This is a genomic window from Gaetbulibacter aestuarii (assembly GCF_039537665.1).
In the GTDB taxonomy this organism is placed as follows: Bacteria; Bacteroidota; Bacteroidia; order Flavobacteriales; family Flavobacteriaceae; genus Gaetbulibacter_A; species Gaetbulibacter_A aestuarii.
In genome coordinates, this window is record NZ_BAABAY010000002.1 from 252,344 (window position 1) to 277,953 (window position 25,610).

The following is a 25,610-nucleotide window of genomic DNA, read 5'->3' on the forward strand; positions in this document are numbered from 1 at the left end:
CATTGATGTTGTCAACACAAGCTGAAAGATTAAATTTCTCTTCTATTATCAATAGAACTGAATATCCTGACTTCTTGGATATTCAAATTAAATCCTTCCAGGATTTTTTCCAATTAGAGACCAAGTCAGAAGAAAGAGGAGATGAAGGACTTTATAATACCTTCATGGAGAACTTTCCTATTACCGATTCACGTAATCAATTCGTGTTAGAATTCTTAGATTACTTTGTCGATCCACCAAGATATACTATTGAGGAGTGTATTGAGCGAGGACTAACATACAGTGTGCCGTTAAAAGCACGTTTAAAATTATACTGTACAGACCCTGAACATGAGGACTTTGAGACCATTGTTCAAGATGTATACTTAGGAACTATTCCTTACATGACGCCAAGTGGTACTTTCGTTATAAATGGTGCTGAGCGTGTTGTAGTTTCACAGTTACACCGTTCTCCCGGAGTATTCTTCGGACAATCATTCCATGCGAACGGTACAAAATTATATTCTGCTCGTGTTATTCCATTTAAAGGATCATGGATAGAATTTGCTACGGATATTAACCAGGTAATGTATGCTTACATTGATAGAAAGAAAAAGTTACCGGTAACTACTTTATTCCGTGCCATTGGTTTTGAACGTGATAAAGATATTCTTGAAATCTTTGACCTTGCAGAAGAGGTGAAGGTTTCTAAATCAGGATTGAAAAAATATTTAGGCAGAAAATTAGCTGCTCGTGTACTTAATACATGGCATGAAGATTTTGTTGATGAAGATACAGGAGAAGTAGTATCTATCGAGCGTAACGAAATTGTTCTTGATCGTGATACCGAATTAGATAAAGATAATATTGAAGAAATTCTTGAAGCTGAAGTAAAAACGATTTTACTTCATAAAGAATCTGCTGAACAAGGTGATTATGCGATTATTCATAACACCCTTCAAAAAGATCCTACCAACTCTGAAAAAGAAGCGGTAGAACATATTTATCGTCAATTACGTAATGCTGAGCCACCAGATGAAGAAACTGCGCGTGGTATTATCGATAAGTTATTCTTCTCAGATCAACGTTACTCTTTAGGAGAAGTTGGTCGTTATAGAATGAACAAAAAATTAGGTCTTGATATCGGTATGGATAAGCAAGTGCTTACCAAAGAAGATATCATTACCATTATTAAATATTTAATCGAGCTTATTAACTCTAAAGCTGAGATCGATGATATTGACCACTTATCTAATCGTCGTGTACGTACAGTAGGTGAGCAATTATCACAACAGTTTGGTGTTGGTTTAGCACGTATGGCTCGTACTATTCGTGAGCGTATGAACGTTCGTGATAACGAAGTGTTTACGCCAATCGATTTGATCAACGCGAAGACCTTATCTTCTGTGATCAACTCGTTCTTTGGAACAAACCAGTTATCACAGTTCATGGACCAAACCAATCCACTTGCTGAGATCACGCACAAGCGTCGTTTGTCTGCATTAGGACCAGGTGGTTTATCACGTGAGCGTGCCGGATTCGAGGTTCGTGACGTACACTATACACACTATGGTCGTTTATGTCCGATTGAAACTCCAGAAGGACCAAACATTGGTTTGATCTCATCACTTTCTGTGTATGCAAAAGTGAACTCTATGGGATTCATCGAAACACCTTATAGAACGGTTAAAGATGGTGTTGTGGATATTAAAGGAGATCCAATTTACCTGAGTGCAGAAGAGGAAGAAGAGAAAATGATTGCTCAGGCTACGATTAAAGTAGATGATAAGGGTAAAATAGTTCACGATAAAGTTATTGCCCGAATGGAAGGTGATTTCCCGGTTGTTGAACCGGAAAAGTTGGATTATACCGATGTTGCGCCGAACCAAATCTCGTCTATTTCAGCATCCTTAATTCCATTCCTGGAACATGATGATGCGAACCGTGCGTTGATGGGATCAAACATGATGCGTCAGGCAGTACCTTTATTATTGCCACAGTCTCCAATTGTTGGAACCGGATTAGAGCGTCAGGTTGCTTCTGATTCTCGTGTATTGATTAATGCTGAAGGTAATGGTGAAGTATTGTATGTAGATGCTAAAGAAATTAAAATTAGATACGAACGTACTGAAGATGAAGCTAAAGTAAGTTTCGACAGTGATGTTAAAACTTATGAATTAGTAAAATTCAGAAAAACGAATCAGGGTACTTCAATCAACTTAAAACCAATTGTGGTTAAAGGTGATAAAGTAACTAAAGGTCAGGTGTTATGCGAAGGTTATGCGACTCAAAAAGGTGAGTTAGCCCTTGGTAGAAACATGAAAGTGGCCTTCATGCCTTGGAAAGGTTACAACTTTGAGGATGCTATCGTGATCTCTGAGAAAGTAGTTCGTGAAGATATTTTCACCTCGATTCATATTGATGAATATTCTTTGGAGGTTCGTGATACTAAACTAGGTAACGAAGAATTGACAAATGATATTCCTAACGTTTCAGAAGAGGCCACTAAAGACCTGGATGAAAACGGTATGATTCGCGTTGGTGCTGAAGTTAAACCTGGTGATATCCTTATCGGTAAGATTACTCCAAAAGGAGAATCCGATCCAACACCTGAAGAAAAATTATTACGTGCCATCTTTGGTGACAAGGCCGGTGATGTTAAAGATGCTTCCTTAAAAGCATCCCCTTCACTTAACGGTGTTGTAATTGAGAAAAAATTATTCTCACGTGCCGTGAAAGATAAGCGTAAACGTGCTCAGGATAAAGATGATATCGCTCAATTAGAAGCTGAATACGACGTGAAATTTGATGAGTTGAAATCTGTTTTGGTAGAGAAATTATTCAATATCGTAAACGGAAAAACTGCTCAGGGTATTTATAATGATTTAGGTGAAGAAGTATTACCAAAAGGTAAAAAATTCACACTTAAAATGTTAAATGCCGTTGATGACTACGCGCATTTGGTGTCAGGAAAATGGACGACAGACGACTATACAAATCAATTGGTAGCCGATCTAATCCATAACTACAAAATCAAAGAAAACGATTTACAAGGATCACTTCGTCGTGAGAAATTCACCATTTCTGTCGGAGACGAATTACCTGCTGGAATTATCAAATTAGCTAAAGTTTACATCGCTAAGAAACGTAAACTTAAAGTTGGTGATAAAATGGCAGGACGTCACGGTAACAAGGGTATTGTGGCGCGTATCGTTCGTCAGGAGGATATGCCTTTCTTGGAAGACGGAACGCCTGTAGATATCGTATTGAACCCTTTAGGGGTACCTTCTCGTATGAACATTGGTCAGATCTATGAAACGGTTCTTGGTTGGGCCGGTCAGAAATTAGGACGCAAATATGCTACGCCTATTTTTGATGGTGCTTCAATTGATCAGATCAATGAAATTACAGACGAAGCGGGTGTTCCAAGATATGGACATACACATTTATATGATGGTGGAACCGGTGAGCGTTTCGATCAACCTGCAACGGTTGGTGTGATCTATATGTTGAAATTAGGACACATGGTAGATGATAAAATGCATGCTCGTTCTATAGGACCTTACTCATTAATTACACAACAGCCTCTTGGTGGTAAAGCCCAGTTTGGTGGTCAGCGTTTTGGTGAGATGGAAGTTTGGGCACTTGAAGCTTATGGTGCTTCAAGTACGCTTAGAGAGATATTGACTGTAAAATCTGATGATGTTATTGGTAGAGCTAAAACTTACGAAAGTATTGTTAAAGGAGAACCAATGCCGGATCCGGGATTACCTGAATCATTCAATGTATTGATGCATGAATTGAAAGGTCTTGGATTAGATATCAGATTAGAGGAGTAATTAATATAAAATTTATTTCAACCATATATTATGGCAAGAAAACAAGATAAGAATACAGTAAAGAGATTTAATAAAATCTCCATTGGTTTAGCCTCACCTGAGTCTATTTTAGCGGAATCTCGTGGTGAAGTTCTAAAACCAGAAACTATCAATTATCGAACTCACAAGCCGGAACGTGATGGCTTGTTCTGTGAGCGTATTTTTGGTCCTGTAAAAGACTACGAATGTGCTTGTGGTAAATACAAGAGAATTCGTTATAAAGGAATCGTTTGCGACCGTTGTGGTGTTGAAGTTACTGAGAAGAAAGTACGTCGCGATCGTGTTGGTCACATTAACCTTGTGGTTCCTGTAGCACACATTTGGTATTTCCGTTCGCTTCCAAATAAAATTGGTTATTTACTTGGGTTGCCTTCTAAGAAATTAGATATGATCATTTACTACGAACGTTACGTGGTAATTCAACCTGGTAATGCCAAAAATGAAGAGGGCGAGCCCTTACAAAAAATGGATTTCCTTACGGAAGAAGAATACTTAAATGTATTAGAATCTCTTCCGCAGGAAAATCAATATTTAGACGATAACGATCCTAACAAATTCCTGGCCAAGATGGGTGCGGAATGTTTGATCGAATTGTTAGCACGTATCGATTTGGAATCGTTGTCTTATGAATTACGTCATAAAGCAAATACTGAAACGTCTAAACAACGTAAAACTGAAGCGTTAAAACGTTTACAGGTTGTAGAATCTTTACGTGAGTCTAATCAAAACAGAGAGAACCGTCCGGAATGGATGATCATGAAAGTGATCCCTGTAATTCCACCGGAATTACGTCCGTTAGTGCCGCTTGATGGTGGTCGTTTCGCAACCTCTGATTTGAATGACCTATACCGTCGTGTGATCATCAGAAACAACCGTTTGAAGCGTTTGGTTGAGATCAAGGCACCTGAAGTAATTTTGCGTAATGAAAAACGTATGTTACAAGAATCTGTGGATTCATTATTTGATAACACGCGTAAATCTTCAGCTGTAAAAACCGATTCTAACCGTCCGTTAAAATCTTTATCGGATTCCTTAAAAGGTAAGCAAGGGCGTTTCCGTCAAAACTTACTTGGTAAACGTGTAGATTATTCAGCACGTTCGGTAATTGTTGTTGGACCAGAATTAAAATTATTCGAATGCGGATTGCCAAAGAATATGGCAGCTGAGCTTTATAAACCATTTGTGATCAGAAAATTGATCGAGCGTGGTATTGTAAAAACAGTAAAATCTGCTAAGAAAATTATAGATAAAAGAGAACCTGTGGTTTGGGATATCCTGGAAAATGTTCTTAAAGGACATCCGGTATTACTAAACCGTGCTCCTACATTACACCGTTTGGGTATTCAGGCGTTTCAACCTAAATTAATTGAAGGTAAAGCGATCCAGTTACACCCATTGGTATGTACCGCATTTAATGCGGATTTCGATGGTGACCAAATGGCGGTGCATTTACCATTAGGTCCGGAAGCTATTTTGGAATGTCAGTTATTAATGTTGGCATCTCACAATATCTTGAACCCTGCAAATGGTTCACCGGTAACCGTACCATCACAGGATATGGTTTTGGGTCTGTATTACATGACCAAAGAGCGTAAATCAACAGAAGATAATGCCATTAAAGGTGAAGGCTTAACATTCTACTCTCCTGAAGAAGTAGAGATCGCTTTCAATGAGAAAAAAGTTGATCTTAACGCTAGAATCAAAGTAAGAACTATTGATATCAACAAGGAAGGTAAACTTGACAAAATGATTGTTGAAACTACAGTTGGTCGTGTGTTGTTTAACCAACATGTGCCACAAGCTGCCGGATTCATCAATGAAGTATTGACCAAGAAAACACTTCGTGATATTATTGGAAGAATATTGAAAGTAACTTCTGTTCCTGAAACAGCTGATTTCCTTGATGCGATTAGAACATTAGGATTCCAGTTTGCATTCCAGGGCGGACTATCTTTCAGTTTAGGAGATATTATTATTCCTAAAGAAAAACAAAGCATGATCGATAAGGCCAACAGTCAGGTAGACGGTATTACCGCTAACTATAACATGGGTCTGATCACCAATAACGAACGTTATAATCAGGTTATTGATATCTGGACGTCTACAAATGCGGAATTGACAGAATTGTCTATGAAACGTATTCGTGAAGACCAGCAAGGATTTAACTCGGTATATATGATGTTGGATTCCGGAGCTCGTGGTTCGAAAGAACAGATTCGTCAGTTAACCGGAATGCGAGGACTAATGGCGAAACCTAAAAAATCGAATGCCGGTGGTGGTGAAATTATCGAAAACCCTATTCTTTCGAACTTTAAAGAAGGACTTTCGATCTTAGAATACTTTATCTCTACTCACGGTGCGCGTAAAGGTCTTGCCGATACCGCCTTGAAAACAGCGGATGCAGGATATTTAACACGTCGTTTAGTTGATGTATCTCAGGATGTTATTGTAAACTCCGAAGATTGTGGTACGTTACGTGGGGTTGAGGTTGAAGCCTTGAAGAAGAATGATGAGGTAGTTGAAACTTTAGAAGAACGTATCGTTGGACGTGTATCTCTAAACGATGTTTACGATCCGCATACTGACGAGCTATTAGTTTCTTCAGGTCAATTGATTGAAGATGACATAGCCAAAGCTATTGATGATTCGGCTATTGAAAGTATAGAAGTACGTTCACCATTGACTTGTGAAGCATTACAAGGAATTTGTGCGAAATGTTACGGACGAAATCTTGCTACCGGTAAAATGGTTCAGCGAGGAGAAGCTGTTGGTGTTGTGGCTGCCCAATCAATTGGAGAGCCTGGTACACAGTTAACCTTACGTACCTTCCACGTTGGTGGTATTGCTGGTAACATTTCTGAGGATAACAAACTAGTTGTTAAGTTTGATGGTATTGCTGAAATTGAGGATCTTAAAACTGTAAAAGGTAAAGATAATGAAGGAAAAGATGCAGATATTGTAATCTCCAGAACCAGTGAACTTAAATTAATTGATAAGAAAACCGGAATTACCTTAAGTACGAATAACATTCCTTATGGTTCAACACTATTGATCAAAAATGGAGAGGAACTTTCTAAAGGAGACGTCGTTTGTACCTGGGATCCATATAACGGTGTAATTATTTCTGAATTTGCCGGTAAGATCAAATATGAAAATATCGAGCAAGGAATTACCTATCAAGTAGAGATCGATGAACAAACCGGTTTCCAGGAAAAAGTAATTTCTGAATCCAGAAACAAAAAATTAATTCCAACGCTTCATATCGAAGATGGTAAAGGAAATACGATTCGTTCGTACAACTTACCAGTAGGATCACACTTGATGATCGATGATGGTGAGAAGATTGATGTTGGTAAAATTTTAGTGAAGATTCCTCGTAAATCAGCTAAGGCTGGTGATATTACAGGAGGTTTACCACGTGTAACCGAGTTATTTGAAGCTCGTAATCCATCGAACCCTGCAGTTGTAAGTGAAATTGATGGTGTGGTATCATTCGGTAAGATCAAGCGTGGTAATCGTGAGATCATTGTGGAATCCAAGTTAGGTGAGATCAAGAAATATCTAGTGAAATTATCAAATCAAATTCTTGTACAGGAAAATGATTATGTAAAAGCTGGTATGCCTCTTTCTGACGGTTCTATTACACCTGATGACATCTTGAATATTAAAGGACCATCTGCAGTGCAACAATATTTAGTGAACGAAGTACAGGAAGTATACCGTTTACAAGGAGTGAAAATTAATGATAAACACTTCGAGGTTGTTGTAAGACAAATGATGCGTAAGGTTAGAATTATTGATTCTGGTGATACTATTTTCTTAGAAGATCAATTGGTACACAAAGATGACTTCATTAAAGAAAATGATGAAATTTACGGAATGAAAGTGGTTGAAAATGCCGGAGATTCAGAGCATCTGAAAAACGGTCAGATCATTACAGCACGTGAATTACGAGATGAAAATTCTATTTTGCGTCGTGAAGATAAAGAACTTGTAGTAGCAAGAGAAGCAAAACCGGCAACGGCAACGCCAATCTTACAAGGTATTACAAGAGCTTCATTACAAACTAAGTCATTTATTTCTGCAGCGTCATTCCAGGAAACTACCAAAGTACTTAACGAAGCAGCAGTAGCTGGTAAAATTGATACTTTAGAAGGCTTGAAGGAAAATGTTATTGTTGGACATAGAATTCCAGCCGGTACTGGTATGCGAAATTACAGAGATATCATCGTAGGTTCTAAAGAAGAATTTGATGAAATGATGCAAGTAAAGCAAGAATTAAACTATAATTAATACCAAAATAGTCCCGCCAATGGCGGGACTATTTTTTTATAAAATAATACGTTATGGCAGAAGATAATAATAAGCCTAAACAAGGACAGATCAATATCGAGCTGGATGAACAAGTAGCTGAAGGAACCTATGCTAACTTAGCTATTATCAATCATTCAGTTTCTGAATTCGTTGTTGATTTCGTTAATATTATGCCTGGTGTTCCTAAGAGTAAAGTAAAGTCCAGAATTATTTTAACACCACAACATGCAAAACGACTCCTTAAAGCTTTAGGCGATAATGTGGCTCGTTTTGAAAACACCCATGGTGAAATTAAAGATTACGAACAACCGCCTATACCACTTAATTTCGGGCCGACAGGTCAAGCTTAAATATATTAAATTTGCTAAGGGCGAATGTCGTTAGAATTGTTCGAAATACTTTAAATGAACAACCGCCTATACCACTTAATTTCGGGCCAACAGGTCGTGCTTAAGGATATAGCAATAAAAAATAAAAAAGCCACGTTTTAAACGTGGCTTTTTTATTTTAACTCGCTTTCATTTTGATATTCAATCGGTAGGAAAGTGCACCTGATGGACAACGTTTCACTTGTTTGATAATCGCTTTCTTATCGCCATTCTCCAAGTTGATCCAGGGAATAACATTATAACTAAATACATCTGATAATTCCCGGGCACATTTCCCGCATTGTGTGCAAAGTGATGGGTTAAAACTCACAGTTAACTCATCGTTACTGAATTCGTTTTTGAAATTAGCCATGGCATTTAATTGTTTAATTTGGGTATTAGGTTGTACTAAAATAATAAAATAAATCGATAAAAAGTATAAAATATACGATAAAATGTATAATTGTAAGAAATATATTATATTAATTAAATTCTGATGTAAAATGAAATTTAATATTCGGATATTTCTGTTGTGTCATTTGAAGTGAAAAGGGTGAATCGGCTAAAAACACTAATTGTCCCTGTTTATCCTTTGCCAAATAGCGTTGTTTCACTCTCAGGAATTCTTTAAACTCCTCACTTTTTTTGTCTTTTGCATCTACCCAGCACGCCTTGTAAACATTTAAATTTTCATAACTACATTTCGCTCCGTATTCATGTTCCAGGCGGTATTGAATAACCTCGTATTGCAGGGCACCTACAGTTCCTATTACCTTACGACCATTAAGTTCTAAGGTAAACAATTGCGCTACACCTTCGTCCATTAACTGGTCTATACCTTTATATAATTGCTTAGATTTTAAAGGATCGGAATTGTTGATGTATCTAAAATGTTCCGGCGAAAAGCTTGGAATACCGCGGTAGTTTAGTTCTTCACCTTCCGTAAGGGTATCTCCAATCTTAAAGTTACCGGTGTCGTGTAAGCCTACAATATCACCGGGATAAGAGATATCTACAATTTCTTTTTTCTCTGCAAAGAAGGCATTAGGACTCGAAAATTTTAATTTTTTGTTATGCCGAACGTGTAAATAGGGTTTATTACGCTCGAAAGTTCCGGAAACGATCTTAATAAATGCCAAACGGTCGCGATGGTTCGGATCCATATTAGCGTGAATTTTAAAAACGAATCCCGTAAAGGATTTTTCCGAAGGTTTTACCTCGCGTTCTTCACTTTGTTTTGGTCGTGGTTTCGGAGCTATTTCAACAAAGCAATCTAACAATTCACGTACTCCGAAATTATTCAAGGCAGAACCAAAAAATACAGGTTGTAATTCACCATTTAGATAAGCTTCTTTATCAAAATCAGGATATATACCTTCAACTAATTCTATTTCTTCTCTTAAGGTATTCGCAGATTTTTCACCAATAAGCGTGTCTAGTTCTTTATCTGCAAGATCTGTGATCTCAATAGTTTCTTCAATATCCTTGCGACTATCGCCCGTAAACAAATTGATATTCTTTTCCCAAATATTGTAAATACCCTTAAAATCGTATCCCATGCCAATGGGGAAACTCAACGGGCAAACTTTTAGTCCTAATTTTTGTTCAATTTCATCCAAAAGATCGAAAGCATCTTTACCTTCACGATCCAGTTTGTTAATGAAAACAATCATCGGAATATTACGCATACGGCAAACTTGAACGAGTTTTTCCGTTTGTTCCTCAACACCTTTAGCAACATCAATTACCACAATAACACTATCTACTGCCGTAAGCGTTCTAAACGTATCTTCAGCAAAATCCTTGTGTCCGGGTGTATCCAGGATATTAATTTTTGTTCCTTGATATTCAAAAGCCAAAACCGAGGTAGCAACCGAGATCCCACGCTGGCGTTCTATTTCCATAAAGTCACTGGTCGCTCCTTTTTTGATCTTATTACTTTTTACGGCACCTGCTTCCTGTATCGCTCCACCAAAGAGTAATAATTTTTCAGTTAATGTCGTTTTACCGGCATCGGGGTGCGAAACAATACCAAAGGTTCTTCTGCGTTCTATTTCTTTTAAAAAACTCATAAATAATGGTCCAAACGGGATGCAAATATACTATATCTTCATGCAATAAGAATTATTGATTGAAGCTCTTTTTTATTTTATTAAAAAATAATTTAAGTTCCGTTTTAAGTTGGTATTTTTGTGATACTATGAAAGAAGAAAAAGTAATCCTTGTTAATGAAAAGGACGAGCCTATTGGTCTCATGCCCAAGATGGAAGCCCATGAAAAAGCGTTGTTACATCGCGCCTTTTCAGTATTTATTTTTAATGATAAAAATGAGTTGATGTTGCAACAACGAGCGTTGGGCAAATATCATTCTCCGGGATTGTGGACAAATACCTGTTGCAGTCACCAGCGTGAAGGCGAATCGAATATTGAAGCCGGAATGCGCCGCTTACAAGAAGAAATGGGATTTTCTGTTCCGTTAGAAGAATCCATTTCATTCATTTATAAAGCGCCTTTTGATAATGGTTTAACCGAGCATGAATTTGATCACATATTATTGGGAAAATTTAATAATGAACCAAATATCAATAGGGAAGAGGTTGCTGATTGGAAATGGATGCCTTTGGAAGACGTAAAAGTTGATATTGAACAGCATCCCGAAACCTACACAGCCTGGTTCAAGGTTATTTTTGATAAGTTTTACGAACATATAAACATAAACTCATGAGAGTCACGGTAAGCAGAAAAGCACATTTTAATGCGGCACACCGCTTGTATCGTAAGGATTGGGAAAATGATAAGAACGATGCAGTTTTTGGCAAGTGTAACAATCCTAATTTTCACGGTCATAATTACGAACTGGTGGCGAGTGTTACCGGGGAGATCGATCCTGAAACTGGTTTTGTGATCGACATGAAGGTCTTAAAAGATATTATTAAAAATGAAGTTGAAGACGCTTTCGATCATAAAAATCTAAATGTTGAAGTACCGGAATTCAAGACTTTGAATCCTACGGCAGAAAATATTGCTGTTGTTATTTATAATAAAATGAAGGTTAAGCTGGATCCTAAATTAGATTTGGAGATAACCTTATACGAAACGCCTCGAAACTTTGTAAGTTATTCCGGAAAATAAGCTTAGCAAGTACAAGTTCACTGATAAAATCTTTTTAATACAAACCGTTTATTCGCTTTAAAAAAGTGAAAAATGTCATTCTATATCACTAATTTTGTTTAAAATTTAAAAACACAAATCATGGCGAACGTAAGAGACCTGAAAAAAGATATTAACTATGTATTAGGTGATATTATTGAGGAAGTTTATGTGTGGGAATATGAGAACACAGATAAAGACACCAAAAAAAGTGAGGCGATCATTGATGAGGCAATTACAACTTTTGATGAATTAATTGAAAAAGTAAACGCAAAATCCGAGAATCCTAAAGCTCACTTTAAAGCCATAAAACAAGAGTTGGAAGATAAGGGAAATGCCTTACTTGAAAAACTTAAAAAACTCGGTTAAAATTTTTAATGGGAATATTGCAAAATTAATTTTTGCGATTATATTTGCACCCATTAATAAGCCGATATAGCTCAGTTGGCTAGAGCAGCTGATTTGTAATCAGCAGGTCGTGGGTTCGAGCCCCTCTATCGGCTCCTTTTAGAGGTTTGCAATTGCAAGCCTTTTTTTTATGTCTTTTTTTGAGATTAATATTAAAATTTTATTCGTCCTTATACTTGCCAAAAAGCCATGAGAAAATGCCTTTTTTTCTTTTCTTGTTGAATTCTGTCTTATCCGGAGAAGGTTCAAACAAACGTTCTAAAAAACTTTCCTTTTTTGTGGGAGGACAGTCCAAACTTCTCGTTACCTTATCTGAAGGTGTTTCAAAGGAACTTTTGGTTAAACTATTGTAATGAGCGTCTTTATTTAAGGCTCTCAAATAATTTGCGAAAATAGGAAGCGCGGAATTTGCACCCTGTCCAATGGCAGTATTACTAAAACCAATTTGCTGATTGTCGTTACCCACCCAAATTACAGTAACTAATTGAGGTAAAATACCAACAAACCAGCCATCTTTATTATCCTGGGTTGTACCCGTTTTTCCCGCAATGTCATTCTTAAATTGGTATGTAGATCGCAATCGGCGGGCGGTACCTTCATTAACTGTAGCTTTTAAAAACTCCAACATAACCTGTCTGGTGGCATCACTATAGGCCTTCTCAACGGGCTGTTTAGGATTTAAATCTGTATAGGAGGCAAGAACTTTTCCATCATTTGTTTCAATTTTTCGGATGAACACAGGTTTTGATGGCTTGCTTTCGTTTACAAAAGAGGTGTAGGCTTCACATAATTCAATAACTTTTAAATTAGAAGAACCTAAAGCAATAGATGGAACTGATTCAATGTTACTTTTAATTCCCATAGCATGCGCCTGATCTATCACCCTTTCAATACCCGTTTCATGTAAGACCTTTACGGCAACAGTGTTTATAGAATTACTTAAAGCGTATTTTAATGAATAATTTAGAGTATTAATAGAATCTTTCACGGAAGCATTTGTTGGTTTCCAATCTTCGTAATCTGTATACGTAACCGCTTTTGGGGAGAAATAAGTACAGGGATTCATACCGGATTCTATAGCCGCAGTGTATACAATAGGTTTAAACGTTGAACCCACCTGCCGCTTACTCTGCGATACATGGTCATATTGAAAATAGCGATAATCAATACCGCCAACGTAAGCTCTTACAGCTCCGGTAGACGGTTCCATGGAAATCAAACCGGTATTCAAAAACTTTAAATAATACGATAAGCTATCGCGTGTTGACAGAGATTTTGAAATACTTCCATCCCATGAAAATAGTTCCTGTTCTCTCGGTTTACTTAAGGAATCCAGAATTTCCTTTTCCGAAAGGTTAGATGCTTTTAATCGTTGATATTTTTTCAATCGTTTCAGTGCCAATTCGAAACCAGGTTTATTTGTTAACCACGGTTTATTTTTTCCATAAGCGTTTTCATACTGTTTTTGCAATTTTGCCATGCGATCTTTCATGGCTTGTTCTGCATATTTTTGCAAGGTATTATCTAATGTGGTGTACACTTTTAAACCATCTCGATAAAGATTATAGTACTTACCGTTCGGTTTCTTGTATTTGTTTTGATGTAAAATACTATCCAATTGCTTTTTAATTGCTTCTCTGAAATACGGTGCTAAGCCCTGATTTGGAGCAAAATGTTGATAGTCCAGAATGAGAGGTTTTTCCATAGCTATTGAAGCACTATCGGCCTCCAGATACCCGTATTTTACCATTTGTTGTAAAACAACATTTCTCCTGGATTTAGATTTTTCAGGAAATAATCTGGGATTAAAACTATGATTTGCTTTCAAGGAGCCGATAAGGGTAGCAGATTGGGTAACGCTTAATGCTTTAGTATGTTCATTAAAAAATTTAAGTGCGGCACTTTCAATACCAAAGGTGTTATCCGGAAACGGAACTGTGTTCAAATAAAAGGTAAGAATCTCTTTTTTTGAGTAAATGGATTCAATTCTACGGGCTACTATACTTTCTTTAATTTTGTTTACAAGAAGCGTTAGAGGGCCATAATTACTCCGCCCATATAGGTTTTTAGCTAACTGCAAGGTAATGGTACTCCCGCCTCCCGAAGCATCATCACCGGTTAAAATTGTTTTGAAAAAAACCCGAAACAGGCTTTTGGTATCAATCCCATGATGCTCATAAAATCGGGCATCTTCAGTAGCAACCAAAGCATCAATAAGGTGCTGTGGAAAATCGTTATATGCAATGGATTGCCTATCGTATATGTAATACTTACCAATAAGTTGGTTGTTTACATCTAAAATACTGGTCGCCTGACTTTGCTTAAGATCTTTTAATTCATTGATCGAAGGAATTTTACCCCAAAGACCTAAATAAATGCTGAGATAAAAAAGTAATGCAGAGGCAAAAAATACACCTGAGCCTCTTAAAAGGTATACTTTCCAATTATTTTTTAGGGATGCTTTAATTTTATCGAACTCCAAAGGCAATATGTTTTTGTAGTGATTCATTATGAATGAATTTCCTATTAAAAACGAGTAATACCTTTAAGAATTATATCTGAATACTCTTTTATTTATTCTTTGATATTCTCGTTGGCTCTAATTTTTGCTAAAAACGTATCCAGTTCTTTGCCGTACTTAGAAGCCTTGACTTGGGGAGTCAAAGATTTATTTATGGTATCAAGTAGTTTGTACTGCGCATTGTAAATATCAGCAAGGGCGATATACGGTGCTACTTCACTATCAGCGTGATTTATTGCGAAATTAACACTGTACAGGTACCGACGCTTCAACAACTTTTCACCCATGGTATTTAAAGAATCTATTAGAGCAGAGTCACCCGATTTTTGAGCATTTAATTGTTCCTCGATCAAGTTTAAATTTTCACCATTCAATCGTGAAATAATCTTTTGATACTCAGCATAGACATCTTGCTGTTTGGAGCCTTTTATTTTAGCGCCAAAAGCAAAATTCTTTAATGACGTATTGATTTCGGTTATGCCTTTATCGGCAAAAAAGGCTATGCGGTTTTCCTGCTTGCTGTTTTTATCTAAATATAAATAGAACATTTGAGGTGATTCTAAAGCACTGCTCAGTTCAAAATCTGAACTTCCATTAATAGAAACGGAATCCACACTTACCAGGGAAGAATCATTCATTTTTTTTAAATAGATGGTTCCTTTTTTTAAACCATCCACATGACCTTTAACAATAAGGTCCTTATCTTTTTTACCACAAGCCACCATAATGAGGGCACATAACACCGGGAGTGTTCTTTTCATCATATCTTATTTTTTAGCGGTACAAATATCAAATTAAAATCAAATAAATGCTAATAGGATTCATATAAATTTAGTTGTGTTAAATAAAACTTAATATGAATTAAATTTTTGGTTTGGCACGCATATTGCTTTTTGATAAGTACTATTTTATTTCAGTAAGGTTACCTTACGTAAAATGTTTAGAATAGTTATTCATATTTTGGTTGGTTAGTTAGAAAAAAGCATCCCTAAAACGGATGCTTTTTTTATGTCTACATGTTTTTTAGAGTGCTTTTTATCGATGAAATGCATATTTTTATCGGATTTTGTTAAAATTATGTGCATTTCGTCGATTTATAATGCTTTTTGTCGCCATTGTATTATTCTAAATTATATATTTGACCTGTACTAAATAACATACTTTTTAGTTCAATGGATTAATTAATTAATATTTGCATTATGTTGTTGATATGGAGACCCCAGATCTAGCTTCATAATAAAAAAAGCAAATTGAAAGAAAACCGGGTTTGAGGGAACCCGGTTTTTTTATTGTATTATTCTGAAGGTTAAATTTATCCGCTTTGCAACAGGTTTTCTTGTTTTAGGAATTTGATGTAACCAGTTATGCTGAGTCTTTCCGCGCATAACCAGCAAGCTACCGTGCTCCAATACAAGCTTTTCTCTTAAATTTTTGTGGGTTTTATGTTTAAATTGAAAGATCCGTTCTGATCCTAAACTGATCGAAGCGATTATTGGATTTTTCCCCAAGCTTTTCTCGTCATCGGCATGCCAACCATTACTATCCTGACCATCTCGATACAAATTGGCAAGACAACTTGTAAATTCTGTTCCCACCACATTTTCAACTTCCTTTTTAATTTCTAATAGATCACCTTGAAAATTATGAGGTTGCATGGTAATATTACTATACTTATAAACCTTATTGTTATTGGCGAAAAAGGCGGTTAAACGAGGTTGTAAATATGTTTTTCCAAAAACGGTTATTGTATCTTGCTGCCAGGGTGTCGTGTTTAATAAATTCGCCAAGAGGCTGTCAGCTCTATCTTTGTTAAAAAACTGTGGATAGTATACAACTTGAGCATCAGGCATATTTAATTCATGACTTTCCTTTAAGCACATAATTTTTATTTTCTAAATTAGCATAATTAGGATTTATAATGAAGTACTACATTGTATTTTTATTTTTTGGTTTCCATGCGTTTGCCCAACTGCCCATAGGATTTGTGCATGTGAAAGAGCAAATCCCGGATTTAGAGGTTGAATTACGATACTACGGTAATTACAATTTTGTTGGAAAACACATTGATGGTTATTATGAAAATAAACTGGTGCTAACTGAGGAAGCTACCAGAGCTTTAAAAGCGGTTCAAAAGGATTTACGTAAAAGAGGCTTGTCATTAAAAGTATTCGACGGATATCGCCCGCAGCGAGCTGTAAATAATTTTGTAACCTGGGCTCACAAACTTAATGATACCATTAATAAAAGAATTTTTTATCCTGAGGTTAAAAAAGAAAATTTATTTAAAGAGGGCTATATTGCCTCACGCTCCGGACACAGTAGGGGAAGTACGGTAGATCTGACAATAGTTAATGCCAAGACTAAAATTCCTTTGGATATGGGTAGTAAGTTTGACTATTTTGGTGAGCGCTCATGGGTCAATTATAAAAACATTACAGAAAAGCAAAGGGCAAATAGGTTGTTCCTTCAACGGATCATGAATAAGCATGGTTTTCGCAGTTATGCAAAAGAGTGGTGGCACTTTACTTTGAGGCATGAACCATTTCCAAACGATTATTTCGATTTCCCAATAAGATAAAAAAAATGCTTTCAGAGTTGAAAGCATTTAATCACATATTGGAAGTAATTGGTTATTCTGTTTTATCGAGGTCCTTGGTCATTTTGAAACCTAAAAACAATCCCGCACCGGCCATAAAGAAAATGATTGCCGGATATATGGCGTCTGAGTCTAAAGTTGTGTATTCATCTAAAAGCATAGCAACAAATACGCCTATACCAATACCCATTAGCAAAAGGGCTAAATTTAAAATAACTATTTTCCAGGTAGGAGCGCTATTTCCACCGCGCATAAAAATACTGGCATCAGCGCCTTTTTCAATGAGTGCTAGACGTTCTTTATTTCGTGTTGAGAGAAATAGATATACGATGCCAAAAACCGCGAGAAAAAAACTCATTGGGATTAAAATGTCTTCCATAATTGTTTGTTTTTAATTGATTATTTTTATTGAATTCACTGTTTATGACGATAGTGCTTTCTTTTTGGTTACAGGTTTTTTGATTTTTTTATTTTCAATGTAACCAAATGAAGGTAAAGGTCGTCCTATCAACAAATGACCAACAACGACGAACACTATATCAATCAAATAAGCATGGGCGACACTAATGCATTTGCGGTATTAGTTGATCGTTATAAGGATTTGGTGTTTACTTTGGCCTTAAGGATGCTAAAGAACAGAGATGAGGCTGAAGAGGTCGCACAAGATACTTTTGTTAAGGTCTATAGATCATTAAAGAGGTTTAAAGGCGATTCAAAATTTTCGACATGGGTTTACAGAATTACCTATAACACCTGTTTAGACAGGATTAAAAAGAATAAAAATTTTAATTCTAATTATTCAGTTGATGAATTTACCGATTTACAACTTAAAAGTATTGACAATGCACTGGATAATTTAGATCTGAAAGAAAGACAAAAAACTATTCAAAATTGTATTGATCACTTGGACGAAGAAGATAGTTTTTTAATCACCTTATATTATTATGACGACTTGTCTATGGAAGAGATTGGTAAAACCGTTAACTTAACGGCCAACAATGTAAAGGTGAAATTATTTCGGATACGAAAGAAATTAGCCAGTATTTTAAGACAACATTTAGAACCAGAAGTAATTGAATATTATGAAAGAGAACGATAACAAATACCTGAATCAAATAGCCGAAAAGGTTGTTAAGAATAATCCAATTGAAAGTCCTTCAGGAGATTTCACCAGCCATGTTATGTTCGAAATTGAGCGATTAGAAAATTCCTCGGTTACTGCATATAAGCCTTTAATTTCAAAAACGGGCTGGACGCTAATTTGTACTGGATTTTTAGCCGTATTTTGTTTAGTGCTTTTTACCGGTAATTCTGATAATACGGGTAGTTGGTTGTCCACAATAAATTTAAACGGACTTTTCGAGAATAAAGTTTCCACTTTGTTTTCTCACTTTTATCTACCCAAAACCCTGTTATATCCTATGGTTCTTTTTGCAGTTCTCGTCTGGATCCAGTTACCCATTTTAAGAAATTTTCACAAAAAGCGTTACCAGTTTTAGATCTCGATGAGTATATTGGTTTTTAACCTAAAAACTTTTTAAGCTTATTTCTTTTTTGAGGAGGAACACCTTCATTTTCCAGGGCTTTTTTTAAATGCCCAATATCCTTGTTTTTATCGTAAAGTAGTCTGAAAAACTGGGTCGTGGTAATACCGTTTTTCACTTCCTTTAGCAATTTAAAAGTATCGCCAGGTTTTACCCGGCCTTCTTTAAGAACACGGGCGTAGGTTCCGGGAAAGCCATGCGATACAAACTGATTGATTATCTCTTGTGAGCCAAATTTCACACCCAGTTTATAGCAAGGTTCCCTCGGAATGGTAATTTGTATTTCGGCGTCGCCAACAGCGTAAATACTACCAATAGTAAGTTTGCAATCATCCATAGCTGAAACGGTGATATTTTCACCAAACATACCATATTGCCAGTCTAGTTCAGGATAAAGTTCTTCCCAATAAGCGTAGTGATCCCCTGAAAAAAGATAGCATGCTTTATACAATCCGCCGTGATGTTTTCGATCTGTTACTTCATCATTCGCCACATCTTCAGAACCCAAAAAAATGCCGGATTCCACAGGTTGTTTGTAAATCCCTGTGGTTTCAGTGCGTCCTTTAAAGGTAATTTGTCTCGGTGAAGCAATATTGGTAGCTGTTATCTTCAAAATAATTCCATTTTAATTTTAGTGTAATATCTAAAAAAAATCTCAAATAGTTCCATAAAAAAAGCCACTACGCGTTACATAGTGGCTTTAGATTTATATAGGTTGCTGCATAACGCAGCGCATCAACTTACTTGATCATCTCGTAGCTACGCTTCACAAAATTGGTAAGTTCTTCACCTTTCAATAAGCCTTGTGATAGGCGAGCCAGATCTAAGCTTTGATTAATTAAGCGTTCTTGTTTTTTTCTGGTCTTTGTGTTTAAAATCTGAGAAACTAACTCATGATTTGTATTTACAACCAGATTGTACATTTCAGGCATATTGCCCATGCCAAACATACCGCCACCGCCGGTTTGTTGCATCTCTTTCATCCGACGCATAAACTCAGGTTGCGTGATAATGAAAGGCGCAGCATTACTATCCATAGCTTCTAACTGAACGGTAAATTTCTCTGCAGGGATAACTTCATTAAGCAATTCGTTGAGCGATTTTTTCTGATCGTCATCTAATTTAGAAATGGTATTGTCATCTTTCTTGATTAGATTATCAACATGATCACTGTCAACACGCACAAAAGAAACATTCTCCTTGGATGATTCCAGTTTCTGAATCAGGTGCGATACAATAGGTGAATCAAGTAGCAATACTTCGTAATTTTTAGCCTTGGCAGCTTCAATATAACTGTGTTGTGCTTGTGTATCAGAAGCATAAAGGATAATAAGTTTATCATCTTTATCCGTTTGATTGGCTTTAATTTTATTGTAAAGCTCATCATAGGTAAAATATTTTTTATCTACCGTTGGGTACAAAAAGAAAGCATCTGACTTTTCAAAGAATTTATCTTCAGTAAGCATACCATATTCTATAACGATCTTGATATCGTTCCATTTCTTCTCAAAATCCTCACGGTTATCCTTGAATAATGATTTTAGTTTATCGGCTACTTTTCTGGTAATATAAGATGAGATCTTTTTAACGGCACCATCAGCCTGTAAATACGAACGGGATACGTTCAACGGAATGTCCGGCGAATCAATAACACCACGCAACATGGTTAAGAATTCCGGAACAATACCTTCAACATTATCTGTAATGAAAACCTGATTTTGATACAGTTGAATTTTATCTTTTTGGATCTGCATATCATTAGTTAACCTTGGGAAATATAAAATTCCGGTAAGGTTGAACGGGTAATCTACATTCAGGTGAATGTGGAAAAGTGGTTCTTCGAATTGCATCGGATAAAGCTCACGATAGAAATTATTGTAATCTTCATCCTTAAGATCCGTTGGTTGCTTCGTCCAGGCAGGATTAGGATTGTTAATGATATTATCAACGGTTATTTTTCTGTGAGGTTCCTTGGTTTCTTTACCATCTTTATCCTTAATGGTCTGAGGCTCGTGGTCAGGATCGTTTATTTCCTTTGTTCCGAATTTGATCGGAATAGGCATGAATTTATTGTATTTCAACAATAGTTCACGAATGCGTGATTCTTCCAGAAATTCTGTAGAATCTTTATCAATGTGAAGTATAACTTCAGTTCCGCGCTCTTTTTTGTCAGCTTCTTCCAAAGAAAACTCTGGCGAACCATCACAAGTCCAGTGTGCAGCAGGTTCATCTTTGAAGGATTTTGTAATGATCTCTACTTTTTCTGCTACCATAAAAGAGGAGTAAAATCCTAGTCCAAAGTGCCCAATAATTCCAGAGTCTTTTGCAGCATCCTTGTATTTGTCTAAGAATTCTTCAGCACCGGAAAAAGCGACTTCATTGATGTATTTTTCAACTTCTTCAGCAGTCATACCAATACCCTGATCAATAATATGAAGCTTTTTGCCTTTTTTGTCAATTTTAACTTCAATTTTCGGATTACCATATTCTACTTTGGCTTCACCCACATTTGTAAGATGTTTTAATTTGAGTGTTGCATCTGTGGCATTACTGATAAGTTCACGTAAAAATATTTCGTGATCACTGTATAAGAATTTTTTAATGAGCGGAAAGATGTTTTCCACCGATACATTAATGGTTCCTTTTGTCATGATGTATGTCGTTTTATAATTTTAATATTCTGCTAATTCCAAGGCAACAAAAATGCCAAGGCGAAAGATGTGACAAACTGACACAAATTTTATTGCTCCCTTTTTTTATTGTTTAAATATGAAGCATTGGGCTGTCAAACGATATTTTCGTATTTTGTTCTGCTAAAAAAGAACTAAAAGACAATAACTATGTATAATTCCAAAATAATAGGTTTAGGCAAATATCTTCCCGATAATGTGGTTACCAATGATGATTTGGCAAAAATAATGGATACTAATGATGAATGGATCCAGGAGCGTACCGGGATAAAAGAACGCCGTTGGATTGAAGAAGGCAGTGATGATACCTCGGCTGTTATGGGTGCCAAAGCAGCTAAAATTGCTATTGAAAGAGCCGGTTTAACCAAGGATGATATCGATTTTATTGTATTCGCCACACTTAGTCCGGATTATTATTTTCCAGGTTGCGGTGTACAAATTCAGGATTTGTTGGATATGCCAACAATAGGAGCGCTGGATGTTCGTAACCAATGCTCCGGTTTTGTTTATGCTATTTCCGTAGCTGATCAGTTTATTAAAACCGGGATGTATAAAAATGTACTGGTTATTGGTGCGGAATATCACAGTAATGGTTTGGACAAAACTACGCGAGGCCGTGGGGTAACGGTTATTTTTGGTGATGGAGCCGGGGCCTGTGTACTCACAAGAACCGAAGATAATTCTAAAGGTGTTTTATCGACGCATTTACATAGTGAAGGAAAATATGCTGACAAACTTATTGTAGAGTCACCGAGTATTGCCCATTGGGTTCCCGAAATTTTGGCTAATAAGGACGATATATCTTATTTTCCATATATGGACGGGCAGTTCGTTTTTAAAAATGCTGTAGTCCGTTTTAGCGAAGTTATTATGGAAGGTCTTCAGAAGAATAAATTACAGAAAGAGGATATCGATATGTTGATTCCGCATCAAGCCAACCTGAGGATTGCACAATTTATTCAGAAAAAATTCGGATTGTCAGACGATAAGGTCTATAATAACATTATGCGCTATGGTAATACCACTGCGGCTTCGGTAATTATTGCATTAACGGAAGCCTGGGAAGAAGGAAAAATAGAATCAGACGATATTGTGGTTCTTGCGGCTTTTGGTAGTGGTTTCACCTGGGCCAGCGCCATAATTCGATGGTAAAAAACGTTTAGCTACAATAGAAAAAACCCGAGTCCAAACGGATCGGGTTTTTCCAGCTATTAATCAACTTCAACTAACACTTTATTGATGTGAAGAATCTATATCATTAGACGTAATAAATGTCTTTTTATTGCATTGATATTCAATATTTAACGAACTTTAACACTTGTGTAAGAAAAAAACTCGAAACAGAATTTCGAGTTTTAAGAAAGTAACAATCGTATTTACGAATTTTTTGAAGACGACTAACTCTTTAAAAATAACTATTTCGTGTTTGGTTAGATTGAACTTTAAATATAATAACGTAGTTTGTTAAACTTTATTGTGTGCATTCCATTTTATTAAAATAAAATCAAAAGCCCAAAGGCGACAACTTTGGGCTTTTTTTATTTAATAACCTAGCATAGCACTAACCATCAACTCATATGTTTCGGTTATCAAATATTAAATGCTATTATAATCCTCCCTGGGCATCTTTGATGAAATCGTCACGTTGTTTTCTTGATTTTGCACGATATTTTCCATCTCCAAAGCGATATGAAAGGGTACCTGAAACCGTGGTAAATTCAGGGTAGAAATTTGCGGTTTGTAAAAATGGTCGCTCACTTTCTATAGATATTTTTTGTGTATTAAGTACGTTATTGAAATTTAAACTGAATGTTGCTTTGTTGTTCTCAAGGAATGAATAACGTGCTCCAAGATTTACAAAATACATAGGATCCATAGTAAAATTAAGTCCGGTATCTTTACCGCGATACATAGCGAAAGCAGTAAAGGTTAATTTCTGACTCGCATTGAAATTGTTGAATACTCTAAAATTCCAGATTAAATTATCAATGGAAACTGTTTCCAGTTGAATATCAGCTTCCGTTGGGTTTTGAATATTTGGATCTAATCGCTCTGCAATTCCCTTTTGGATTCTGGAGTACATATCAAAGCTAGCATTTAAACTCCACCACTTTGTGGGGCGGTAATTACTTGATAATTCAAAGCCGTAGGCCGTGGTATTACCAAAGTTCTCGTGGGTCAAAATAATTCTGTTAGAGTTTAAATCTGCGCGATCCACAAGTACAGCTCGGTTAATTTCATCAGAGATAAGTCGGTAAAACACACCGCCCGTAATAGTGCCTTTTTCCAGATTCCGGGTATAATTTACTTCGATTGAATTTGTAAATTGTGGTTGCAGGTTCTGGTTTCCTACATCTGAAATTAATGGGGTATTCCACTGTGGAATGGGGTTTACCTGCCAGATACCAGGACGGTCTACACGACGGCTGTAACTTAATTGATAACTGTTTTTATCGGACGGACTGTAAGTTAAGAACACCGATGGGTACAATTGAAAATAATTATTCTCAAAAGGAATCACCAGGTTATCGTTTGATGAAAGGTCTTCCTGATTGGCCAATGCGTCTACATTAACATTTTCGGCGCGCAAGCCTAACTGATAAGTCCATTTTTCAAATTTTTTCGAAAAGTTTACATAAGCCGAATAAATGTCTCTTGTGTAGTCAAAATCCGTATGCGTCGGAATATAATCACCATTTTGGTTTCTCACTCGGGCATCAGAATCATAGCCATTCTTATTTTCAAATAATCGGGCTTGAAGGCCTAGTTCTAATTTAGAATTTTCAGAAAGTGGATTTACGTAATCCAGATTGATCGTAGTCCGATTTCTGTTGGTATTGTTTATTTCAAAATAATCTGGTCGGGTAGTGCCACTAAGATCGTTATAAGTATCTCTTGATTCATCAAAATTATTATAATCTACTTCTAGTTCAATATTATGGCCCTCTTTATCAAAATTTAATTTATAGTCAAAATTATATTGTCTGGAATTGTTGTCTATATCAATGTCATTGGTTTGATATTGATTTAAACTCATGTTATTGCGAAAAATGTAATCTGAATTAATAAAACTACCACCGTTATACCTATTATAATTTGTAAAAACGGATATGGTATTCTTGTCGTTTATATAGTAATCTACGCCAAATTTATAAACGTATGATTTATTATTGTCCAACATACTCAGACTCTGAAAGGAGTTTTGCTCAATTTGAGCAATGTTTCCGTAATTTCTGTTTTTTGAAATACTGTTGCTGTAATTACCATACACGTTGATTTTTCCGTTTCGGTAATTGGTATTAATAGAACTATTAAATTTAGGTTCTCGCATATAACTTAAACCAACTTGAGTGCTTCCATTAAAACCAATTTGAGTGTTTTTGTGTAACACGATATTGATGATACCACTCATGCCCTCAGGGTTATATTTTGCAGAAGGATTGGTGATAAGTTCGATAGACTTAATAGCTGTAGAAGGGATCTGTTTTAGCAATTGCGCGGTTGGAATATTGGTAAACTTACCATCTACCATAACTCTTACATTCTGGTTACCACGCAGGGTAATATCACCGGTTTGTGCATCAACGGAAACAGAGGGTACTGCTGTCATAAGATCGGATGCAGTGCCAAGAGCCGCGAGATCTTTACCGACATTAATAACCTTTCTATCCACTTTTTGTTGAATGGTTGATACCTCGGCAATAACGGTTACCTCATTTAAGCTCTCTAAATTTTCTTCCAGAAAGATTTGTCCAAGGTCAACCTTGTTGTTCTTTCTATCGAGCTCCATAGTTTTTGAATAGGTTTTGTATCCGATATATTGAATACTAACTTGAACAGTTCCAAGTTCAATTTTTTCTATTTCGAAAAATCCATCGTCCTGGGTAATACCTCCGGTGATAATTTCACCTTCACTATTTTTAATAATCACGTTAACATAAGGTAAGGGTTCACGCAATTTAGCGTCTAAAACCCTACCTGAAATAATACCTGATTTTACGGGGTTTGGATCGGGGTCGGGGATGGAATCGTTGGTTAGTGCTTGGGTTGAAATAGATACAAGAATAAAGCACAAAAAGATAAGTCTTTTCATTTGATTTGTTTTTTGATTGATTGAATGAATAATGTATCTTAAAGACGCCTAAGTATCAATTTCGTTACT

At 36.2% G+C, this 25,610-nt stretch carries 19 protein-coding genes and 1 tRNA gene; 11 read left to right on the top strand and 9 right to left on the bottom strand.

Translation table 11 applies throughout. The features are described 5' to 3' along the window. Window positions 1-5 precede the first annotated feature (5 nt). From rpoB to ABD682_RS09860, 3 genes are read left to right on the top strand one after another with little or no spacing between them, the layout of a single operon-like run. Window positions 6-3,818, top strand: coding sequence for a DNA-directed RNA polymerase subunit beta (rpoB, locus tag ABD682_RS09850; RefSeq protein WP_344741123.1), 3,813 nt, complete (start codon window positions 6-8; stop codon window positions 3,816-3,818). A gap of 30 nt (window positions 3,819-3,848) precedes the next feature. After that, on the top strand, window positions 3,849-8,150 hold the full coding sequence (gene rpoC / locus ABD682_RS09855) for a DNA-directed RNA polymerase subunit beta' (RefSeq protein WP_344741125.1): 4,302 nt from the start codon (window positions 3,849-3,851) through the stop codon (window positions 8,148-8,150). A 53-nt stretch (window positions 8,151-8,203) separates the two neighbouring features. Then, window positions 8,204-8,521: a DUF3467 domain-containing protein gene (locus ABD682_RS09860; protein ID WP_344741126.1), complete on the top strand. Its 318-nt coding sequence runs from the start codon at window positions 8,204-8,206 to the stop codon at window positions 8,519-8,521. Between the two features lie 157 nt (window positions 8,522-8,678). On the opposite strand, the gene ABD682_RS09865 is transcribed toward ABD682_RS09860, so the two are convergent. Both ABD682_RS09865 and ABD682_RS09870 read right to left on the bottom strand, forming a co-directional pair. Further along, window positions 8,679-8,912, bottom strand: a complete 234-nt coding sequence (locus ABD682_RS09865) for a (4Fe-4S)-binding protein (RefSeq protein WP_344741127.1) — start codon at window positions 8,910-8,912, stop codon at window positions 8,679-8,681. A 109-nt stretch (window positions 8,913-9,021) separates the two neighbouring features. Further along, window positions 9,022-10,611, bottom strand: a complete 1,590-nt coding sequence (locus tag ABD682_RS09870) for a peptide chain release factor 3 (protein WP_344741128.1) — start codon at window positions 10,609-10,611, stop codon at window positions 9,022-9,024. A gap of 128 nt (window positions 10,612-10,739) precedes the next feature. On the opposite strand from ABD682_RS09870, the gene idi reads away from it, so the two are divergent. The 4 genes from idi to ABD682_RS09890 all read left to right on the top strand — a co-directional run bounded on the left by idi (window position 10,740) and on the right by ABD682_RS09890 (window position 12,192). Further along, the gene (gene idi / locus ABD682_RS09875) at window positions 10,740-11,264 is read left to right on the top strand and encodes an isopentenyl-diphosphate Delta-isomerase (RefSeq protein ID WP_344741129.1); all 525 of its coding nucleotides are present in this window, start codon (window positions 10,740-10,742) and stop codon (window positions 11,262-11,264) included. Next, window positions 11,261-11,671 carry a 6-pyruvoyl trahydropterin synthase family protein gene (locus ABD682_RS09880; RefSeq protein WP_344741130.1) on the top strand — a complete coding sequence of 137 codons (411 nt, stop codon included), beginning with the start codon at window positions 11,261-11,263 and terminating at the stop codon, window positions 11,669-11,671. The genes idi and ABD682_RS09880 overlap by 4 nt, the downstream gene beginning before the upstream one ends. 120 nt (window positions 11,672-11,791) lie before the next feature. After that, window positions 11,792-12,058: a hypothetical protein gene (locus tag ABD682_RS09885; RefSeq protein ID WP_344741131.1), complete on the top strand. Its 267-nt coding sequence runs from the start codon at window positions 11,792-11,794 to the stop codon at window positions 12,056-12,058. Between the two features lie 60 nt (window positions 12,059-12,118). Further along, window positions 12,119-12,192 (top strand) — tRNA-Thr (locus tag ABD682_RS09890). 65 nt (window positions 12,193-12,257) lie between these two features. On the opposite strand, the gene ABD682_RS09895 is transcribed toward ABD682_RS09890, so the two are convergent. The 3 genes from ABD682_RS09895 to ABD682_RS09905 all read right to left on the bottom strand — a co-directional run bounded on the left by ABD682_RS09895 (window position 12,258) and on the right by ABD682_RS09905 (window position 16,498). Next, window positions 12,258-14,606 carry a transglycosylase domain-containing protein gene (locus tag ABD682_RS09895; protein WP_344741132.1) on the bottom strand — a complete coding sequence of 783 codons (2,349 nt, stop codon included), beginning with the start codon at window positions 14,604-14,606 and terminating at the stop codon, window positions 12,258-12,260. A gap of 65 nt (window positions 14,607-14,671) precedes the next feature. Then, complete coding sequence (locus ABD682_RS09900; protein ID WP_344741133.1) at window positions 14,672-15,382, bottom strand: DUF4369 domain-containing protein; 711 nt, start codon at window positions 15,380-15,382, stop codon at window positions 14,672-14,674. Window positions 15,383-15,904: 522 nt separating this feature from the next. Further along, window positions 15,905-16,498 (bottom strand): alpha-ketoglutarate-dependent dioxygenase AlkB family protein, encoded by a 594-nt coding sequence (locus tag ABD682_RS09905; RefSeq protein WP_344741135.1) that lies wholly within the window; start codon window positions 16,496-16,498, stop codon window positions 15,905-15,907. 38 nt (window positions 16,499-16,536) lie between these two features. On the opposite strand from ABD682_RS09905, the gene ABD682_RS09910 reads away from it, so the two are divergent. Continuing rightward, entirely contained in the window at window positions 16,537-17,196 is a 660-nt protein-coding gene (locus ABD682_RS09910; RefSeq protein WP_344741137.1) for a M15 family metallopeptidase, read from the top strand. A gap of 52 nt (window positions 17,197-17,248) precedes the next feature. On the opposite strand, the gene ABD682_RS09915 is transcribed toward ABD682_RS09910, so the two are convergent. Next, a complete protein-coding gene (locus ABD682_RS09915; protein ID WP_344741138.1) occupies window positions 17,249-17,593 on the bottom strand; it encodes a DUF6249 domain-containing protein in 345 nt (114 codons plus the stop codon). Window positions 17,594-17,728: 135 nt separating this feature from the next. Between ABD682_RS09915 and ABD682_RS09920 the strand changes: the two genes are divergently transcribed. Both ABD682_RS09920 and ABD682_RS09925 read left to right on the top strand, forming a co-directional pair. Then, window positions 17,729-18,313: an RNA polymerase sigma factor gene (locus ABD682_RS09920; protein WP_344741139.1), complete on the top strand. Its 585-nt coding sequence runs from the start codon at window positions 17,729-17,731 to the stop codon at window positions 18,311-18,313. Continuing rightward, the gene (locus ABD682_RS09925) at window positions 18,297-18,713 is read left to right on the top strand and encodes a hypothetical protein (protein ID WP_344741140.1); all 417 of its coding nucleotides are present in this window, start codon (window positions 18,297-18,299) and stop codon (window positions 18,711-18,713) included. The genes ABD682_RS09920 and ABD682_RS09925 overlap by 17 nt, the downstream gene beginning before the upstream one ends. Before the next feature lie 22 nt (window positions 18,714-18,735). Here ABD682_RS09925 and ABD682_RS09930 read toward each other — a convergent pair whose 3' ends face one another. Together ABD682_RS09930 and htpG are read right to left on the bottom strand one after the other, a co-directional pair. Beyond that, entirely contained in the window at window positions 18,736-19,371 is a 636-nt protein-coding gene (locus tag ABD682_RS09930) for an MOSC domain-containing protein (RefSeq protein ID WP_344741141.1), read from the bottom strand. A gap of 127 nt (window positions 19,372-19,498) precedes the next feature. Continuing rightward, window positions 19,499-21,409 carry a molecular chaperone HtpG gene (gene htpG, locus ABD682_RS09935; protein ID WP_344741142.1) on the bottom strand — a complete coding sequence of 637 codons (1,911 nt, stop codon included), beginning with the start codon at window positions 21,407-21,409 and terminating at the stop codon, window positions 19,499-19,501. A gap of 189 nt (window positions 21,410-21,598) precedes the next feature. Between htpG and ABD682_RS09940 the strand changes: the two genes are divergently transcribed. Then, window positions 21,599-22,600: a 3-oxoacyl-ACP synthase III family protein gene (locus tag ABD682_RS09940; RefSeq protein ID WP_344741144.1), complete on the top strand. Its 1,002-nt coding sequence runs from the start codon at window positions 21,599-21,601 to the stop codon at window positions 22,598-22,600. Between the two features lie 454 nt (window positions 22,601-23,054). Here ABD682_RS09940 and ABD682_RS09945 read toward each other — a convergent pair whose 3' ends face one another. Then, window positions 23,055-25,541, bottom strand: coding sequence for a TonB-dependent receptor (locus ABD682_RS09945; RefSeq protein WP_344741145.1), 2,487 nt, complete (start codon window positions 25,539-25,541; stop codon window positions 23,055-23,057). Between the last annotated feature and the right edge of the window lie 69 nt (window positions 25,542-25,610).

What these genes read in the sequence shown, in the direction of transcription:
- rpoB (WP_344741123.1), top strand. Translation starts at nt 6, where the DNA reads ATGTTGTCAACACAAGCTGAAAGATTAAATTTCTCTTCTATTATCAAT.
- rpoC (WP_344741125.1), top strand. Translation starts at nt 3,849, where the DNA reads ATGGCAAGAAAACAAGATAAGAATACAGTAAAGAGATTTAATAAAATC.
- ABD682_RS09860 (WP_344741126.1), top strand. Translation starts at nt 8,204, where the DNA reads ATGGCAGAAGATAATAATAAGCCTAAACAAGGACAGATCAATATCGAG.
- ABD682_RS09865 (WP_344741127.1), bottom strand. Translation starts at nt 8,912, where the DNA reads ATGGCTAATTTCAAAAACGAATTCAGTAACGATGAGTTAACTGTGAGT.
- ABD682_RS09870 (WP_344741128.1), bottom strand. Translation starts at nt 10,611, where the DNA reads ATGAGTTTTTTAAAAGAAATAGAACGCAGAAGAACCTTTGGTATTGTT.
- idi (WP_344741129.1), top strand. Translation starts at nt 10,740, where the DNA reads ATGAAAGAAGAAAAAGTAATCCTTGTTAATGAAAAGGACGAGCCTATT.
- ABD682_RS09880 (WP_344741130.1), top strand. Translation starts at nt 11,261, where the DNA reads ATGAGAGTCACGGTAAGCAGAAAAGCACATTTTAATGCGGCACACCGC.
- ABD682_RS09885 (WP_344741131.1), top strand. Translation starts at nt 11,792, where the DNA reads ATGGCGAACGTAAGAGACCTGAAAAAAGATATTAACTATGTATTAGGT.
- ABD682_RS09895 (WP_344741132.1), bottom strand. Translation starts at nt 14,606, where the DNA reads ATGAATCACTACAAAAACATATTGCCTTTGGAGTTCGATAAAATTAAA.
- ABD682_RS09900 (WP_344741133.1), bottom strand. Translation starts at nt 15,382, where the DNA reads ATGATGAAAAGAACACTCCCGGTGTTATGTGCCCTCATTATGGTGGCT.
- ABD682_RS09905 (WP_344741135.1), bottom strand. Translation starts at nt 16,498, where the DNA reads ATGTGCTTAAAGGAAAGTCATGAATTAAATATGCCTGATGCTCAAGTT.
- ABD682_RS09910 (WP_344741137.1), top strand. Translation starts at nt 16,537, where the DNA reads ATGAAGTACTACATTGTATTTTTATTTTTTGGTTTCCATGCGTTTGCC.
- ABD682_RS09915 (WP_344741138.1), bottom strand. Translation starts at nt 17,593, where the DNA reads ATGGAAGACATTTTAATCCCAATGAGTTTTTTTCTCGCGGTTTTTGGC.
- ABD682_RS09920 (WP_344741139.1), top strand. Translation starts at nt 17,729, where the DNA reads ATGACCAACAACGACGAACACTATATCAATCAAATAAGCATGGGCGAC.
- ABD682_RS09925 (WP_344741140.1), top strand. Translation starts at nt 18,297, where the DNA reads ATGAAAGAGAACGATAACAAATACCTGAATCAAATAGCCGAAAAGGTT.
- htpG (WP_344741142.1), bottom strand. Translation starts at nt 21,409, where the DNA reads ATGACAAAAGGAACCATTAATGTATCGGTGGAAAACATCTTTCCGCTC.
- ABD682_RS09940 (WP_344741144.1), top strand. Translation starts at nt 21,599, where the DNA reads ATGTATAATTCCAAAATAATAGGTTTAGGCAAATATCTTCCCGATAAT.
- ABD682_RS09945 (WP_344741145.1), bottom strand. Translation starts at nt 25,541, where the DNA reads ATGAAAAGACTTATCTTTTTGTGCTTTATTCTTGTATCTATTTCAACC.